The following is a 17,344-nucleotide window of genomic DNA, read 5'->3' as shown; positions in this document are numbered from 1 at the left end:
AATTTCCCACTTGGTGCCTAAAGTAGAAGGTATGAGTGAAAACCCAGTTCACACGGCCCGTGAGCTTCTGCGCAACGCGCGCCACGTTGAGGTGTTCACTGGTGCTGGCATGTCGGCAGACAGTGGTATCGCCACCTATCGGGACGCTGTGACCGGGGTGTGGGAAAACGTCGACCCGACGGCCATGGCCTCCATTGATGCTTGGGCGATACGCCCTGCGGAGATGTTCGCCTGGTACTTGTGGCGCGCCACCTTAGTCAACCGCGCGGCGCCGAACGCGGGGCACGAGGCGATTGCCCAGTGGGCGCGAACCAGCGCGACGAAGGTGACGGTTACCACGCAAAACATTGATAACTTGCACGAGCGTGCTGGGAGCGCAGATGTGGTGCATTTGCACGGCTCACTGTTCGACTTCCACTGCAGTATTTGCCAGCGGCCCTGGCGTGGGCAGGTCGAGTTTCCGGCAGATCCGGTAGAGGAGATTGCCCCGCCGGAGTGCCCTGTGTGCGGCAACCTCATCCGCCCGGGTGTGGTGTGGTTCGGTGAGGCGCTGCCCCACCGGCAGTGGCAGGAGGCGGAAGCGCGGATGGCTCAGGCTGATGCGGTGCTGGTGGTGGGAACCTCCGGGGTGGTCTACCCGGCGGCGGGGTTGCCGTTGGCTGCGCATGCGCGGGGTGTGCCGATCATCGAAGTGACGCCAATGCGTACTGAGCTGTCTTCCATTGCGACGGTGGTGATTGAAGATACCGCCGCAAATGCCCTGCCTGAACTGCTGCGATAGAACCCATGTACTGATCGGTCTAGAAGCGGTCTATCATTAAGGCATGATCGCCTCCCACGCTGCGTTCTCCCGGCCGACAACCCCGACCGCCAAGTGCCTGCATGTGATCAGGCTGCGCGAGTTGACGTCGAGAAGCGAGCTCATGGAGGCCACCGGCCTGTCGCAACCCACGATCACCCGCGCGATCGCGGCCCTGACCGCCGCCGGTTTAGTCACCGAGCGCAACGACCTCGCCCAAGCGCGGGGGCGCGGACGCCCCACCGTCCCGCTGGAACTGGGCGAACCCGACACTATCCACGCCGGAGTCTCCGTGGGAACCCAGGCAACTTACGTCGCCCTTTTCGACCTCAAAGGCCGCTCACTGACCGCCACCGACATCGACATCCCGGTTGCCGAACTCAGCCAGGACGACTTCATCCAGCACATCATGGCCGGCGTTAACCGCCTGGCAGCGGCAGTGAACCGCCCGCTGGCCACCATCGGCGTGACCACCTCCGGCACCATTACCGCCAATGGCCTCGTCCTCGCCCCGAACCTGGGGTGGCGGGGCGTGGACATCGGTGAGCAAATGCGCGAACAATTCGAGGTGCCGGTCGTGGTGACCTCCGCCGCCGACGCCATCGTGGGCAGCGAGGTCCAATCGCGCGACGACCTGGACACGCGCCGCGTGATGGCGCTGTTCGTCGACGATTCCATCGGCTGCGCCATCGCACGCGACGCCGCCGTCGACCCCATCACCGTCGAGCGCGAGGACCTAACCACACAGGGGCTCATCCACGCCATTGACTTGGCTGCGGTGCGCACGCTTGACGACGCCATCGCTACCGCCCAAACCCACCCCTCCGTTCGCGCCGCCCTCGACGAACGCGCCCGCCACCTCGGCGCCCTGGCTGGAAAGCTAATTTCTGCCCACTGCCCCGACACCGTGGTCGTGGCGGGCTCCGCCTTCCTCGACGACCCAGCCGCCCCCAGCATCTTCGCCCGCGCGGTACGCTCCGACCTGCCCGCCAGCAACAAAATCAACCTGCGCATGATCCCCACGCACGCCGAGATGGTGCGCGACATCGCCCGCGCCGTAGCCCTCGACCTGGTACTTCGGGAACCTCTCGCGGTGGCGAGGACTTAGCTATCGATTCGCCGCAACCCCTCCCGGTGGCGACGCCCCAGGTCGACGTAGGTTGCGGCATGGGCGATACGGTCCTTGCGTGTCGCGGGGTCGAGTTCGCGGCGCACCTTCGCCGGCACACCCGCGGCTATGCAAAACGCGGGGATGGACTGCCCCTCCAAAACAACCGCGCCGCCGCCGATGATCGTCGCCTCGCCCACCCGCGAGCGCGAAAGTACGGTGGCACTCATCCCGATCAGGCACGCCTTTTCGATGTAGCAACTGTGAACCATGGCCATGTGGCCTACCGTGACGTCTTCTTCCAGCACGGTTGCCTCCCCGGTATCGACGTGAACCACGCATCCGTCTTGGATGTTGCAGCGCGCCCCGATGCGGATAGCGCCGACGTCGCCGCGCAGCACCGCGCCGGGCCAAATGTTTGCCTCGGGCCCGATCTCGACATCGCCGATGATTGTTGCTTCCGGGGCGATATAGGCGCTCGGGTGGATGCGGGGCGCGGTGCCCTCGAAGGCGTAGATCACGGGTTGCTCCTTTGCAATCGGGTTTGTAAACATAGGGTATCCACCCGCCGCATCCTAGACCGCTTAGTCTATGGGGCGTGGATTGGAATAACCGCGCCATGTCCGCTGTAATAAGGGGAGATAACGCGAGTACTTATAGACACCTCAGTCTATCTCTCGGGCCACAACACCTACACGCAGGAGACGCCACCATGCACCTACCTAAGTGGGCCACCGGATTCGGAGCCCAAGTCATCGCCGGTTTAATCATCGGCCTCATCCTCGGCCTCATCGCCCGCGGCGGCGACATCGCTTGGCTCAGCGGCATCCTCACATGGGTCGGCCAAACCTACGTCCAACTGCTCAAGCTACTCATCCCCCCGCTGGTATTCACAGCCGTAGTGACCTCGATAGCCAACCTGCGCCAGGTAACAAACGCGGCACGCCTCGCCGGACAAACGCTCGTGTGGTTTGCCATCACCGCATTCTTCTCCGTCATCATCGGCATCCTAGTTGGCGTAGTCATGCAGCCCGGCGCGAACTCGGGCGTCGACCAATCCGCAGCCGCCGAACCCAACTCCACGGGCTCCTGGTTCGCCTTCATCCAGTCGGTCGTGCCGGCGAACTTCCTCGGCCTTGGCGCCAAGGCCACCTCAGAAGGATCCATCTCGGTATCTTTCAATGTCTTGCAGATCCTCGTACTCTCCCTCCTGTTTGGCATCGCTGCCATAAAGGCGGGCCGCAAGGCCGAGCCCTTCATTGACTTCGCCGGCTCTTTGCTATCCGTAATCCAGGTCGTTTTGTGGTGGGTCATCCGCCTCGCCCCCATCGGCACCGCCGCACTGATCGGCAACGCTGTCGTCGCCTACGGCTGGGAGGCTCTCGGCTCCCTGGGCACCTTCGTCGCCGCGATCTACATCGGACTGGCCCTGGTCATCTTCGCTCTCTACCCGCTGATCCTGAGCATCAACCGAATTTCGGTGGCGGGCTTTTTCCGCCGCGTGTGGCCGGTCACCACCTTGGGTTTTGTCACCCGTTCCTCCCTGGGTGTCTTGCCGGTCAACCAGCGCACAGTCGAAGAATCCATGGGCGTGCCCCGTGAGTACGCATCCTTCGCCATGCCGCTGGGCGCGACCACCAAAATGGACGGCTGCGCCTCCATCTACCCGGCGATCGCCGCGATCTTCGTCGCGCAGTTCTACGGGGTTGCGCTCAACCCCACCGACTACCTCTTGATCGTGATTGTTTCCGTGCTGGGCTCCGCCGCCACCGCCGGAACCACCGGCGCCACGGTCATGCTCACTTTAACCCTATCCACCCTCGGCCTGCCCTTAGCCGGAGTCGGCCTGCTGCTCGCAGTCGAACCTATCGTGGACATGGGCCGCACCGCCGTCAACGTCACCGGACAGGCACTTGTCGCAGCGGTGGTAGCCAAGCGCGAAGGCATCATCGACGAAAGCGCGTGGGATGACACCCCGGACGCAGCCACCCTTGACAAGCCGCACCCGGTGGCCCCGTCAAGCTAACAGCTAGCCGCGAGATTCAACGATCTCTCGCATCAAGCGGGCCGCCTCCGACGGAGTGTGGCCCACTTTCACACCCGCAGCCTCCAGCGCTTTCTGCTTGCCAACCGCCGTGCCCGTGCCGCCGGAAACGATCGCACCAGCGTGCCCCATGGTTTTGCCTTCCGGGGCGCGGAAGCCCGCAATGTAGGCGACGACCGGCTTAGTCACGTGCTCTTTGATGTACTGCGCGGCATGCTCCTCCGCATCGCCACCGATCTCACCGATCATGATGATGAACTCAGTGTCCGGGTCCTCCTCGAATGCCCGGATGGCATCAATGTGGGTCGTGCCGATGATCGGATCGCCGCCGATTCCCACACCGGAGGAAAAACCGATGTCGCGCAACTCGAACATCATCTGGTACGTCAAGGTGCCCGACTTGGACACCAACCCGATCGGGCCCTTCTTCGGAGCACTTTCCACCGGAATGATGCCAGCGTTCGACTGCTCCTGGCTGATGATTCCAGGGCAGTTCGGCCCGATCAGGCGAGTCGTGCCGGACTGGCGTGCCAACGCGTGAAACTCGGCGGTGTCCTTCACCGGAACACCTTCCGTAATCACCACAACCAGGGGCATTTCCGCCTCGATAGCTTCCACCACTGCGTCGCGGGTGAAACGCGCCGGGACGAACACGACCGAAACATTCGCGCCGGTTTCCTTCATAGCTTGCGCCACTGAACCGAAAACCGGCACTTCTTTGCCGCCTTTGAAAGATACCGTCTCCCCTGCCTTGCGCGGGTTGACGCCGCCAACAACAGCAGTGCCGGAATCTAGCATGCGCTGGGTATGTTTTTGCCCTTCGGAGCCGGTCATTCCCTGGACGATGACTTTGGAATCAGAGTTTAGAAAAATCGACATTTACTTGTTCCTTTCAGCCGCAGCTTGATCGGCCAGCTCGGCGACGCGCTTCGCCGCCCCGTCCATGGTGTCAACGCGCTCAACAAAGTCGAGCCCGGCCTCGTCGAGGATGCGGCGGCCCTCATCCGCGTTGTTGCCATCGAGGCGCACAACGATCGGCTTCGGTTCCTTGCCTTCCCCGCGCAAAATATCCATGGCGCGCACAATGCCGTGCGCCACCTCATCGCAGGCGGTGATCCCGCCAAAGACGTTGACGAAAATAGCGTCAACCTGCTGATCGCTCAGGATAAGGCCAAGGCCGTTAGCCATGACGGTCGCGTCCGCGCCGCCGCCAATGTCCAAAAAGTTCGCCGGTGCTGGGGCAGTGGGCAGGGCCTCGCCGACGTAGCCGACCACATCCACAGTGGACATGACCAGTCCAGCGCCATTGCCGATAATGCCGACGTTGCCGTCCAACTTGACGTAGTTCAGGTCCAGCGCCTGAGCACGCACCTCCAGCGGGTCCGTCGCGGAGTTGTCCGCGAACTTAGCGTGCTCAGGGTGGCGAAACGCCGCGTTCGCGTCAAGGGAAACCTTCGCATCCAAGGCAATGATCTCACCCGCAACGGTTTTAACCAACGGGTTGATCTCCACCAGCAGCGCGTCCTCGGAATCGTAGACGGTGTAGAGCTGCTGCATCACCGGCACCAACTTGTCGGCTTCGTCTTCGCTAAAGCCGGCCTCGCGGGCTATTTCACGGCCAAAATCATCAGTGAAGCCGTCGAGAGGGGAGAAGTTCTTGCGCACCAGCGCCTCGGGGCGCTCCTTGGCTAAAGTTTCGATGTCCATTCCTCCTTCACGCGACAGCATGGCTAAATACTTGCGCTTCGGGCGGTCAAGAAGAATGGAGAAGTAGTATTCCTCGGCAATGTCGGCGCCTTGGGCAATCATGACGCGGTGGACCGTGTGGCCCTTGATGTCCATGCCGAGAATTGCTTCGGCGGCCTCCACAGTTTCCTGCTCTGAGCGCGCCAGCTTCACGCCTCCGGCCTTGCCGCGGCCGCCGGTTTTCACCTGCGCTTTGATTACCACTAGGTCGGCGTCCAGTTCATCCCACGCCGCGCGCGCCTGCTCGGCGGTGGTTGCCACTCGTGCCTGCAACACAGGCACCTTGTGGTTGGCGAGCAGCGCTCGACCTTGGTACTCGTACAAATCCATTGTGTGGCGGCATCCTTTCCAAGCCGAAATATGTAACCTAGACCACTTTAGCGACGATTCGCGTTGCAGGCTGAACGAGCAAATGGGGTCCTTAGAGCTCCAGGGCGTCGAGAAGCGCGTCCAACGCATCACCCACGTTCGAACGCCACAACGTCGTGACCTTGTCATCTGCCCGCCCCGGCCCACCATTAATCACAGCAACCGGCTTATTCTGCTTCAGCGCATCCAACACAAACTTGTAGCCACTCATCACCGCCAAAGAAGTACCCAAAGCAAGCACGCTTGACGACGCCTCCAACCACCCCGCAGCCCGCGCCCTGCGTCGCTTCGGCACCGACTCCCCGAAATACACCACATCCGGCTTTAACCGCTGCCGCCCACACCGCACGCACCGAATCATGCGGAAACGCTCTACGTCACTTAAGCGCAAGTCCACATCACCATCCGGATTAATCATCGACCCCGTGACCAACACCGACTCCCTGAAACCAGGGTTCGCTTCGGCCAGCCGCCCATCAAATGCTTCCCGCGGCTCCACAAACCCACAATCCAAACACACCACATGGCCCATATCGCCATGCAGAGCCAAAACATTCTCCGTGCCCGCCTCGCTGTGCAAACCATCAACATTTTGAGTGATCACCCCCGTGAGCATCCCCGCACGCTCCAACTCCGTCACCGCAAAATGAGCCCGGTTCGGCGCAGCCGCCCGCAGCAAAGCCATCCCCACAAAGGCCCGCGCCCAGTAGCGGCGCACCTGCTCCGGCGAATACGCAAACTCCTGAAACGTCATCGGCCGCCCCTTCGTCAAACGCCCACCCTTCGAGCGATAATCCGGGATCCCCGACTCCGTAGACATGCCCGCCCCCGTAATCACCAAAACATTGCCACTAGAGAGCTGACCTGCGACAGCCTTTAAAGCCGCACCCGGCTCCGTCGGCACAGCAGTTTCTACCACCACACGCTCAATAGAGCGCACCGCACTCCTATGCGCCATCGCAATTGCCGGGTCCTCAAAATGAGTTCGATCTTTCATCGAAGGCGAGAGTAGTCCGGTTGGTCGGATCGTTGTTCGGCTTGCGCTAAATCTCAGGTCTGGGGGGCAACCCTTAACGGAAAGGCACTTCCCCGATGGTGCGCCGAAGTTTCCGGGTGCGCAGGCGGGATGGGTTTTGGGCGAGTTGTTCCATGGCGCGCACAGCGCACATGACGTGGGCTTCTTTGGAGTTGGAGTAGAAAGCTTGAGCGCCGGCGGGCAGTTTGGGCACGGCATGAAGGGGTAGGTCGGAGACGGCGAGGAGGCTGCCGTAGGGAACCCGGTATCGGTAGCCGTTGGCGGCGAGAGTGCACGACTCCATGTCGACGGCTGCGGCGGTGGAACCGCGGAGCCATTCCCATAGGTCGCGGGGTGTTTTCCATTCCCAGTTACGGTCGGCGGTGGACAAGACGGTGCCGGTGCGCATGAGTGAGGTTTCGCTGCCGTAGACCTTGTTGACAGCTTTTTCGAGGGTGCGTTGGATTTCGGGGACGGCGGGGATAGGCGAGTCGGGGCGGATGTGTTCGTCGAGGACGCCGTCGTGGCGTTCGTAGGCGTTGCCTAGGATGAGGTCTCCGATGCGCATGCGGCCGTCGAGGCCGGCGCAGTGGCCGATCATAATCCAAGCTTCGGGGCGCAGCACTGCGAGGGAGTCGGTGATGGTTTTAGCGTTGGAGGGCCCGACGCCGATGTTAATCATGGTGATGCCGTCACCGCGTGCAGTGATGAGGTCGTAGCGTGGCATTTGGTAGCGGGAGGCGAGGTCGAGGTCTTCAAAAGCGACGGTGTCGGAGACGGTTTCGCCGTTGGGCAGGCGCAGGGCGGTGTAGCGGGTGTCGGGGTTTGCCAGCTCGCGAAGGCCGAAGCGGACAAATTCGGTGACGTGCATGGCGTAGTTGGTAAACAGGATGTATTTTTGCAGGCTGTCGACTTCGATGCCGGTGTAGTGCTCGAGGCGGGCGCAGGCAAGGTCGAAGCGTTGCGGCCCAAAGTGAAACAGGGGTTTTTCAGGGCCGTGGAAGGCTTCCCAGTGCCCGTCGACGATGGCGTCGTGGACGCTGTCGAGGGTCGGGCGTGGCACGGTGGGGCCATAGTCGGTGCCGCCTTCTATGCCGCGGATGTATTGGGGTGGGATGAGTTCTTCGGAGTAGCCGACGGTGATGTCGGTGTCATAGTTGGCGCACAGTGCATCGAGTTGTGCGCGTAGGTAGTCCGCCATGAGGTCGGGGCGGGAAAGCACCGCGGTGTAGGTGCCTGCTTCGTCGACGTAGCCGAAAGGGGCGGTGCGGTCGATGGGGGTCCAGGTCTTTACCGTGACGCTTATTTTGGGGTAGCGCACATCTTTGTATCGCTCGAAATTGCCTGAGGTGACGACGTCGCGCGCGAGTTGGCAGGAGGTGCGGTAGAGCTCCATTAGCTTGTCGACGGCACCGTCTACGTCCAGTCCCTTCACGTGATCCATGGCGCCCACCCTACTGATTAAGCTGGGTGGGCATGGGAATCTCAGATGCGGCCCGTTGGGTGGAAAGAAGAATGCGGCGAGCAGGGGTGCGTCGTAAAGCGAAAGCCAACTGGGTGCCGAAAGTGATTGGTTTTACGGGCTACGGAAGCTCCTTGAAGGCACGTGTCATTGGGCGTGTTCTTTTGGAAGACCGGGCGGAGTCGGCTCCCGCGAACAGCTTGCAGCGCGGCTACCGGCAATTCCTAACGACCCCTGTCCCGGAAATGCCCGTGACCGTGACGCTTGGGGCCCGCACTGTGGAAACCCGCGCGAACGAAGAAGGCTACGTGGAAGTTCTCATCGAAAATCACGGGCTTGAACCCGGTTGGCACGAGGCGCTTGTCGACGTCCCCTTAGGCCCCGCCCCAGCCCGCGCACCGGTGCAGATCATTTCCGATGACGTCACCCACGGCGTGATCTGCGATATCGACGACACGATCATGGTGACCAACCTGCCGCGCGCAGCGCTGGCCGCCTGGAACTCCTGGGTGCTCCGCGCCAAAAACCGCCGCCCCGTCGCAGGCATGTCAGAATTTTTGGGCGCGATTCGCTCCCCACAAGAACCCGTGTTTTACCTGTCTACCGGTGCCTGGAACACCTACGAAACTTTGCGTGAGTTTATGGAACGCAACAATTTTCCACGCGGGCCGATGCTTCTGACGGACTGGGGGCCGACCCAGACCGCTCTATTTCGCAGCGGCGTCGAACACAAAAGGGTGCAACTTCGCAACCTGCTGATCGACTTTCCTCACATCTCGTGGACTTTGGTGGGCGACAACGGACAACACGACCCGATGATCTACTCCGACCTGGTCTTTGAGCACCCTAACCGGGTCACAATGGTAGCTGTCCGTGAGCTGACTCCGCAGGAACACATCTTCGCTCACGGCACCGCCCGCATATTGGAGCAACCCGGGGACTACCGCGGCGTCCTTTCCATTTTCGGCGCCAACGGGTTCGAGCTTCTAGCGCAACTAGGTCCTTCGCCTAGAGGCGAAAGCAGCTCCACACAGCACGAAACACAGCCCTATAAGAAGCGGTAGCCACACGCCGCCTCCTCCCGTCTTAGGCAGTTGCCCAGCACGAGGATCGACCACGGAAATCAACGCCGTGTTTGCGTCGAGAAATACCTGGTTGTTTTGAGGCTGGAGCAGGTTTTCGGGATAAAACACTCCGGCTTGAGCCATAGCGGACTCCCCACACAACGCAGCGACTGCCTGCCCTTCGCCGTTTCGGGTAAGCCGGAAACAAATGGGTTGCGCCAACAGGGAATACCCACTCGGCGCCTGCGTTTCAACGAGAACATAATCGGTATCCAGTGCTAAACCACTCAAAGAGGCACCTTGGGAAGGGTTTGCCTCCACCACGCTAATTAGCGCTCCGAGTCCATCACCGCTGCGGGCGAACAGCTCAAATCGGGCATCACCCAAAGCAACGGGGCTGCCTGTGTTTCCCACGCCTACCTTAAAAAGTTGGAAGCCGACACTGTTCGATCTTGTCAGCGGGATACATGCGACGTTATTGGCCTCACCATCCACATCGTCTACCATCTTCACCTCATTGGGCACACCTCCCGATTGGTAAGTGCTGCCCTGAGCGTAGTTGCAGGTCCCGAGCGCATCCCAGCGTGCTTGATCCAGCCCCGCTTCCACCCGAATTGGTATGGATACGCGAAATTGCGCGGTTTGCCCATGTTGAAGGGTGACGGAATCGGCAAGTTCTACCTCATTTCCTGCTGACAGATCACCGACCGCTAAGGAAGCGCGCGCTCCAGTGATGGCCCCATTTCCTGACGTGTATTCGGGCCCGTTGATAAGCCGTGCAGTTACAGTTGCATCTCCATCCGCAAACACACCTTGAGGTAGTCGGAGTGTGTCGCGGATTGTTGCGCTGACTACCTCAGTGTTGGACGAATTGCTGACCTCGACAACGTAATCCAACACAGCCCTGTTGTTCCTATCAACCTGGATAGCCTCTGCTGGTTCGCGGTCCGCACGAGGGTACTTTTGAACACTCAAACCGGGCTTTTTATTTATAAACCGACAGGTGATGGTATCGGAGATAGTGTTAGGCACGGTAATAGTTGCAACTTTGGCGCTCTTGCTCGGGTCGTAGCGCAACGTAGGGTTAACCACTGGCGGAAGGTCAGGGCGGTAATTCCTTCCCTCAACGCAACGGATGTCGGTGCCGTAATTGTTCAGTACTGGGCCGGGTAAACGCTCACCCTTGCCATCGACCAACTCCTCGAAAATTTCGTATCTTTCTCCCACACGGACAAAATCACGAAAAACCTCGGCTTGCAAACCTTTGTTCGCACCGGAAGTTACTACAGGTTCGCCTAGAGAGCTTGCAAAGCTTGCCTTTCGCCCTCCTAGTCGGAACTGGTGGGCGGGATCGATCCGCCCGTCGGGCAACTCTTTTTCCACCCGAATAATCCGTTCCCCGGTCGTTGGTCCCGATTCTCCTGCTGAAGTTCCGCCCCAAAATGCTCCCGCTGACAATCCACGTTGCGGCCAATTGATACCCGGTTCAGCAGTGATCTGACGATCTACCCTGTCGCGCCCCATAACGCTTCGGTTCGGCTCGGTACTGATCTCCTGGATAAAAATTCCATTACCTAAGGTTCCACCGTAGCTTTGCCCGTCGACCGTAACGATCATATTCTCAATGCGCCCCCCGCCAAACGTTCTACCCCGCATTTCTCCCAAATTGCGGGCAGATTGTTTCCTCCCCTTGCTCGGATCCCCTGGTTCCACCGGTTCCCAGTAGAGCAGATTCGCCGAACCGAGGGCGTGTAACGAATCTGACGTACCAAAACCGTAAAGCCCGCCGTCCGGCGCCACCACAAAATCACCAGCCGCAGTGAAGTTCCGGGGAAACACCATGTTGAGCTTTTCCAACCCGTCGCCCAACTTACATTTCCTGTCCGTCTGAACGCACTTCGACGCATCAATTTTCCAGATCGCGTTAGTTTTTGGGCCCGCAACGAGCAAGTTGCCATCAAAATCAACCGACAATGAGTTGAGCTGTCCCCCTGCCGACAGACTGATGACACCTCTGTGGATCCTTCTCCCTGTTGCAGTGTCGTAGGAGTCTAAATAGTAATCATTTGAAAACACTCCGGCCTTGAACTGAATCCCGTAAACAGTAGATCCATCACGCGACAACGCAATATCTCCGTAGGCTACGTCCGTAGAAAACTCTTTGTCTACGCGGTAAGTCGTGCCTGGGCCAGGGAAGTCGTCACCGATAGAAATCCTGTAAATCTTCGGGTTGCGTTCACCGGTATTTACCCAAAACTGACGTTCAAGAGGAGTGTCATCCATTGCCCGTGCTAGTGCTGTGGCAGGCAATGCTTCGCCCATATCGGCGTTGAGGGAAAACGCTGTCTCTTTACCCGTGTACAAGTTCCATTGAGAGGCCAAGTTGACAGGACCATCCGAGAATAAAGTTGCTGAAAACTCGGCAGCGCCTAGAAAGCTCTCACCTCTCGTGTCAAAAGTCAGCAGATCACCTGTCAAATCATCTGGGAGCCTGATGGAGGGGTTCACCTCAGCCAATGGCCCCGGAGCAAAGGTTGCGACCTTATGGTCAGGAACTGCAACTCCGTTGATTGAAGCGTTTTCTAGACCGAGAATGACAGAGTCGTCTGCTTGATTCCGCACGAAAGAAATGTCGTCGGCGAAATAAGGCAAACCAGTCTCGTCCTGGAACGGAAAGAGCACGGTGGCGCGAAACTTGTAAGACTCGATCCCGTCTTTGCTTCCCAGGCGAGTGAGCCTGACGTCTCCCTGGAGACGAGGAGACGCTATCAAGGCATCCTCGTTGCGTGCATTAATGCTACCCGCTACAGAAGGAGCCGTTGCTGCGGCAGGCGATGAGGCCTCTTCTGATTCTGCTTGAGGCGAAGAAGTCACGCTCGTTGTTGATTCAGCGACTGAAGTTGTCTCCACGGCCGATGCGTCGCCATGAACCGGAGTCAAGGCGAAAAGCATCACCGAGAAAGAAACTATTCCTGCAACGGGGCGACTCCACACATCGACCTCCTGGATAGATGAAACAGTTGTGCATGCCCGCCTCGTAGCGCACGCTCACGAACAAGCCCGGTGTTGGTGGACGAACACAATTCGCCGAAGCGGAACATGGTGATTTGTTTACCGGAGCGTACCGGAGTCTTTGATGCAAAGCAAAGTCTTAACAAGCAGCGTATCAGCGCTGCCCTTCCCCGGCTTCAAACACCCGGAGCATGGTTAAAAGGGGAAAATGTGTGAGAAGCCGAGATTCAGAGAAATTCACACAGCCAAGTGCTTTGGCCTCGCGCGGCGGGTAGTGCCCTGCATTTGAGTACGAGCCCACCACGCAATTCCTGCGAGCATGGCGATAGCCAGAATGATCACGATCCACATCCACCACTGCATGAACGAGGTTTTTTCGTTGAAAACATCAATCTCGTCTGGATCTAGGGCGACACGTTCGGCGTGAATGAGCAGCCGGTGAGTATTAATCCCGTAGGGCGTACAGGTTATCAACGTCAAAAGGTCTTCGCCAGGTTTATTTGACAAAGAATCTGTCTGATCAGGAAGGACAACCTCGGTGTCATAAACCCTATACTTCATCTTTTCACCGAATGTGGAGACATAGATGGAATCTCCAACACCGACGTCGATCAGATTGTCAAAAAGCGAAGCATGTGGCAGACCTGTGTGACCAGTAATGACTGAGTGGGTGCTTGATCCACCTACGGGCAGGGAAGACCCATACAGGTGGCCGAGACCTTTGTTAAGCACCTCGTCGGAGGTGCCGTGGTATACAGGCAGGCGTATATCAACTGACGGAATGACCACCTGCGACATTGCCGGCAACTCCGACAACTGAGCTAAGTAAGCCTGGTAATCAACATTGTCATCCGAGATACGCATCAACCACGGATCTAGGATAGGACCCTTGCTGGCTGTCTCGTTGTAGTTGCGTGCGGCCGCTACCTTGTCGAGCAGCCAGCTCGGATCGTCATGCTGCTCAACAATCATCGACTCGTATCGCTCAGCCACGCGCTCCTGAGACCTATTGTTCCATTGCGTGGAAATGACTGGGTAAAGCATCACCGCGACACCGAGAAGTACCAGAAGGGCTGGCAAAAAGACACCACGCCTCAGGTTACGCGGCCGGTCGCCTTCGCCACCACCGTGCGGCTCAGTGCCCAGGGTGCTCGGGGCTGCGGGAGGGTTTACGTTCACTGGAGTCAATTCCTCGCGTTGGGAGATTTGTATGGGGCCCGTTGGTACGGGAACGAGGGCGTCACCAGGTTGGCGACGCCCTCATTTGCCGGGATCGGTAGATCTTATGCTGCGGAGTTGCGACGAGCGGCGTAAATGCCGCCACCGGCAATCACGATACCGAGCGCGATCAGCAGGAAGACACCAGCGCCACCCGTCTGTGGCAGACGGGGAGTCGTGTCCTTAATGTTCACGACCTCACCTGTGTTATCGCCAACGGTGATCGGAAGCGTCTTACCCGCATTGTCCTTTGTGAGGTTGAACAGGATCGGGGTGGACAATAGCTCAAACCCAGTGGGGGATTTCGTTTCCACCAAGCAGTAGTTCTTCCACTTGTTAACCTTAACGGCCGAGTCCGTGTAGTCATTGACGTGCAGACCAGAGATGGTTACCAGCCCATTGTCGCCGGATATAAAGGTTCTTTGGCCTCCGACACTTTGAAGAGCGTCGGTCTCGTTCTGGATGTTAGCCGAGCAGGTGTCCGCATTAGTTCCGTACACCTGGAACTCAGCGCCCTCTAATCCTTTCCTATCCTCGCCTACCTTAGTGAATTGGATACCCGAGAAGTAAGTGTTTACCTCCTCAGTCGGAATCTCTGGTGGGGGGCCACCGGGACCCGTGGGCGGAGTCGGGCCACCCGGGTCAGGCGTAGCGCCCTGGGAAGTGGTCGGGTCGTTCTGAATGTGGATCGCTTGGTTCGGCAGCTTACCTCCTGCGGGCATCTTCACGACTTTGGCAGTGATCTTGACAGAGACCTTTGTACCGTTTTGGATCTTCCCCAAACCCGTTTCGTTGAAGATCACCTGGATCGTCTGCCCATCACGGTGAACCGTGTAATCGGTGCCCTCCGCGTAACCGTCCACCACGACTGTAGCGTTTTCGGCATCGAGGCTCGCATCAAGCGTATCCTTAATTCGGTAGACCGTGCGTTTTTGGCTTGCGGCGAAAGTACGCGCGGTCGTATCAATGGTGTAGGTCACGCTCTGGCCGACGTTCTGCCCGCTGTCCTCCACCTTCTTCGTGGGCTTGGTGCTGTTGTAGTTCTTCGGGTAGGCGACAACGTCGTACTGCCAGGTGGTCCCGCCGGCCCCGGCGTTACCCGCGGTCATCGGGATGAAGACTAAGAAAGGAGCAGCCGGGGTGTAGCCCTCGGGGGTCTTCGTTTCTTCAACGAGGTAGACGCCCACTGCAAGGTTCTCGAACTTCGCTGTGCCTTGGTCTGCAGTAGTACGTGCTCCGATTTCCTCCAAGTTACTTGCCTCGATTTCCGCGGGAGTCAGCTTGCTTGCTGCGAGGAGACCTGCGTTCGTGGACAAATTCGCGCTTTTGACCTTAGAGAGGGTGAATTCGACTCCGTTAAGAGCTTGTCCCGTAACGCCAGTGTTTTCAACACCTGCCGCATCGTCCAACCTGGTGGGGTTCGCACGTTTGTGGAGTGTGAGGCTTCCTTGCTTACTCATGTCGATCGTGGAGTTGCCCGTTTGCGCGAAAACTGGCTGTTCAAAGGCCAGCATCGACGCTCCGGAGATCGACAGACCTGCCGCCAACGCAAGGGCGGCTGTTTTCTTCATGGAATTGACCATAAGGTCACCTTTCAAATACTTACCGGATTTCCCGATTCGCCTCGGCGGTTCCGGGGGGTAGTTCGGAATGGATCCGCGTTGTGGTTTCGCCAAGGGTCTCCCACGTGTGAGCTCCTAGACTGAGCCTTCTTTTGGGATTATCTGTGACGCTGAGTGCAGTTTACATCGGTCTTTTATAGTACGCAAATGTTGATTTGCGAATATGTTTACGCAACCCTGGGCTTTTCAAGTTTACGTTATCCCACCTGCCATTTTCGAGTATTTCCGGAGTCACATGACAGGGGTCTTGAGCGAAACTATCGCCGCCACTGAGACAGCGGTGGACACTGGAGCACGCAAAGACAATCCTGAACATATCCAGCAGATTGAAGTTGGCGCCTCTGGCTTGGACCCGTTGAGCTAGTTGCCCACGACCCTTGCCGCACAACCGGCGATCTCTCCTGTTGCGCGCGGCTTTCCTTTTCTTCACAAGGATAGTTTGTCGCCGCTGCGTGTGGGTTGCGCAGTGCGGCGACGCGAACACACTCGAAAAACGCGCCAAACTAGCCGCCCTAGCGCTCCAGCCACTGCGAGCGAAACAGGCCGTGGCGTGAGCATGCCGCTTCCCACCCCAAAGGGTTGATCTTGACCACCATGCGTCGCCCACACAGAGGGCAGATTCGGGGAGCGTCGTTGGGGCGATCTTGACAAACGGCGAAGGTGGCTGCGCCGGAGAGGATGGCGTCGGCAAGCGCGGTGCTGTGTGGAACTTTCACGCCTACATTGCCTTGATGGTCTGCTCGATGGCGGTACCACCTGGCAAAACCGGAGAAATACCCAGGTTGCGACCCGGCGTGAGCTTATCAACAAGGTCGCGGTCGCGCTCGATTGGGCGCCCCAGGGTAGTGAGGTAATTGCCCCCGATAATGGCGTTGGCTCCGCCGAGGAGACCGGCTTCGGTGCCGTCGTCGCCAAGCGCAAGTTCCGTGCCTCCCGCGAAACGCAACTGTGCTTTCGGCATAGCCAAACGGAAAGCTGCGACGGCACGCAGCGCCTCGCCCTGAGGGACCAATGAACGGTGAGCGAAGGGAGTTCCCGGGCGAGGGTCGAGGAAGTTCAGCGGAACCTCGTGAGGCTCTACCTCCGCGAGCTGGGTAGCAAACTCGGCGCGTTGCTCAAAAGTCTCACCCAGGCCGATGATGCCGCCGCAGCAGGTTTCCATGCCTTCGGCACGCACGTAGTCGAGGGTGTTCTTGCGCTCCTCCCAAGTGTGGGTGGTCACGACGTTAGGAAAGAAGGAACGCGAGGTTTCAAGGTTGTGGTTGTAGCGGCTTACGCCCATTTGGCGTAGTTGCTTGGCCTGTTCGCGGGTGAGAATGCCCAGGGAGGCGGAAATCGAGATGTCGACCTCCGCATGGATGGCGGTAATCGCTTCAGCAACCTGGTCGAGCAGGCTTTGGGTTGGGCCTTTAACTGCGGCGACGATGCAGAACTCGCTGGCCCCCATCTTCTCTGACTGCTTGGCGGCCTCCACCAGCTCGGCAATGTCGAGGGTGACTGCGCGGACCGGGGATTCGAAAAGGCCAGACTGTGAACAAAAGTGACAGTCCTCGGGGCAGCCGCCGGTCTTGAGCGAAATGATGCCTTCCAAGCTGATCTCTACCCCGCAGTGGCGGATGCGGACTTGGTGGGCGAGGGCGAGAAGGTCGTTGAGGTGATCGTCGCCAAGCTGGAGGACGTCCAGTAGCTCGTTTTGGTTGAGGCCTTCGCCGCTTTCCAGGGCTTTCGCGCGGGCGACCTCGAGGATCTGTGCAGACATAAGTCAACTCCGTTCAATCGTGGTGGCATCACTATAACGCAACCATTGAACGGTGTTCAGGATCAACCGGTGCTCAGCCCGTGTACGGGAAGGCAAGGCGCGAACCTTTCCATAACGACGCCGACA

At 59.1% G+C, this 17,344-nt stretch carries 14 protein-coding genes; 4 read left to right on the top strand and 10 right to left on the bottom strand.

Features of this window, described 5'->3' with window-relative positions; genetic code table 11:
- The first annotated feature begins 31 nt into the window (after positions 1-31).
- Both VLL26_RS09315 and VLL26_RS09310 read left to right on the top strand, forming a co-directional pair.
- Positions 32-781 carry an NAD-dependent deacylase gene (locus VLL26_RS09315; RefSeq protein WP_342318802.1) on the top strand — a complete coding sequence of 250 codons (750 nt, stop codon included), beginning with the start codon at positions 32-34 and terminating at the stop codon, positions 779-781.
- 43 nt (positions 782-824) lie between these two features.
- Positions 825-1,907 (top strand): ROK family transcriptional regulator, encoded by a 1,083-nt coding sequence (locus VLL26_RS09310; protein ID WP_342318801.1) that lies wholly within the window; start codon positions 825-827, stop codon positions 1,905-1,907.
- Here VLL26_RS09310 and VLL26_RS09305 read toward each other — a convergent pair.
- Entirely contained in the window at positions 1,904-2,428 is a 525-nt protein-coding gene (locus tag VLL26_RS09305; protein WP_342318800.1) for a gamma carbonic anhydrase family protein, read from the bottom strand. The genes VLL26_RS09310 and VLL26_RS09305 overlap by 4 nt on opposite strands.
- 191 nt (positions 2,429-2,619) lie before the next feature.
- Here VLL26_RS09305 and VLL26_RS09300 point away from each other — a divergent pair, with 191 nt between their 5' ends.
- Complete coding sequence (locus VLL26_RS09300; protein WP_342318799.1) at positions 2,620-3,933, top strand: dicarboxylate/amino acid:cation symporter; 1,314 nt, start codon at positions 2,620-2,622, stop codon at positions 3,931-3,933.
- Positions 3,934-3,936: 3 nt separating this feature from the next.
- On the opposite strand, the gene sucD is transcribed toward VLL26_RS09300, so the two are convergent.
- The 4 genes from sucD to amn form a co-directional block, all read right to left on the bottom strand.
- Complete coding sequence (gene sucD, locus VLL26_RS09295) at positions 3,937-4,830, bottom strand: succinate--CoA ligase subunit alpha (RefSeq protein WP_342318798.1); 894 nt, start codon at positions 4,828-4,830, stop codon at positions 3,937-3,939.
- On the bottom strand, positions 4,831-6,027 hold the full coding sequence (gene sucC, locus VLL26_RS09290; RefSeq protein ID WP_342318797.1) for an ADP-forming succinate--CoA ligase subunit beta: 1,197 nt from the start codon (positions 6,025-6,027) through the stop codon (positions 4,831-4,833).
- 91 nt (positions 6,028-6,118) lie between these two features.
- Entirely contained in the window at positions 6,119-7,063 is a 945-nt protein-coding gene (locus tag VLL26_RS09285; RefSeq protein WP_342318796.1) for a Sir2 family NAD-dependent protein deacetylase, read from the bottom strand.
- Between the two features lie 73 nt (positions 7,064-7,136).
- The gene (gene amn, locus VLL26_RS09280; RefSeq protein WP_342318795.1) at positions 7,137-8,525 is read right to left on the bottom strand and encodes an AMP nucleosidase; all 1,389 of its coding nucleotides are present in this window, start codon (positions 8,523-8,525) and stop codon (positions 7,137-7,139) included.
- 32 nt (positions 8,526-8,557) lie between these two features.
- On the opposite strand from amn, the gene VLL26_RS09275 reads away from it, so the two are divergent.
- Positions 8,558-9,607 (top strand): App1 family protein, encoded by a 1,050-nt coding sequence (locus tag VLL26_RS09275; protein WP_342318794.1) that lies wholly within the window; start codon positions 8,558-8,560, stop codon positions 9,605-9,607.
- On the opposite strand, the gene VLL26_RS09270 is transcribed toward VLL26_RS09275, so the two are convergent.
- The 5 genes from VLL26_RS09270 to bioB all read right to left on the bottom strand — a co-directional run bounded on the left by VLL26_RS09270 (position 9,539) and on the right by bioB (position 17,218).
- On the bottom strand, positions 9,539-12,559 hold the full coding sequence (locus VLL26_RS09270; protein WP_342320195.1) for a SpaA isopeptide-forming pilin-related protein: 3,021 nt from the start codon (positions 12,557-12,559) through the stop codon (positions 9,539-9,541). The two genes, VLL26_RS09275 and VLL26_RS09270, sit on opposite strands and share 69 nt — an antisense overlap.
- Before the next feature lie 297 nt (positions 12,560-12,856).
- The gene (locus tag VLL26_RS09265) at positions 12,857-13,798 is read right to left on the bottom strand and encodes a class C sortase (RefSeq protein WP_342318793.1); all 942 of its coding nucleotides are present in this window, start codon (positions 13,796-13,798) and stop codon (positions 12,857-12,859) included.
- Between the two features lie 104 nt (positions 13,799-13,902).
- Positions 13,903-15,408 carry a SpaH/EbpB family LPXTG-anchored major pilin gene (locus VLL26_RS09260; RefSeq protein ID WP_342318792.1) on the bottom strand — a complete coding sequence of 502 codons (1,506 nt, stop codon included), beginning with the start codon at positions 15,406-15,408 and terminating at the stop codon, positions 13,903-13,905.
- Positions 15,409-15,971: 563 nt separating this feature from the next.
- On the bottom strand, positions 15,972-16,175 hold the full coding sequence (locus VLL26_RS09255) for a hypothetical protein (protein WP_342320217.1): 204 nt from the start codon (positions 16,173-16,175) through the stop codon (positions 15,972-15,974).
- A 2-nt stretch (positions 16,176-16,177) separates the two neighbouring features.
- Complete coding sequence (bioB, locus tag VLL26_RS09250; protein WP_342318791.1) at positions 16,178-17,218, bottom strand: biotin synthase BioB; 1,041 nt, start codon at positions 17,216-17,218, stop codon at positions 16,178-16,180.
- Positions 17,219-17,344 lie beyond the last annotated feature (126 nt).

This window comes from Corynebacterium sp. BD556 (genome assembly GCF_038452275.1).
In the GTDB taxonomy this organism is placed as follows: Bacteria; Actinomycetota; Actinomycetes; order Mycobacteriales; family Mycobacteriaceae; genus Corynebacterium; species Corynebacterium mayonis.
The sequence above is the reverse complement of the archived record's forward strand: the minus strand, read 5'-3'. Positions and strand labels throughout refer to the sequence as shown.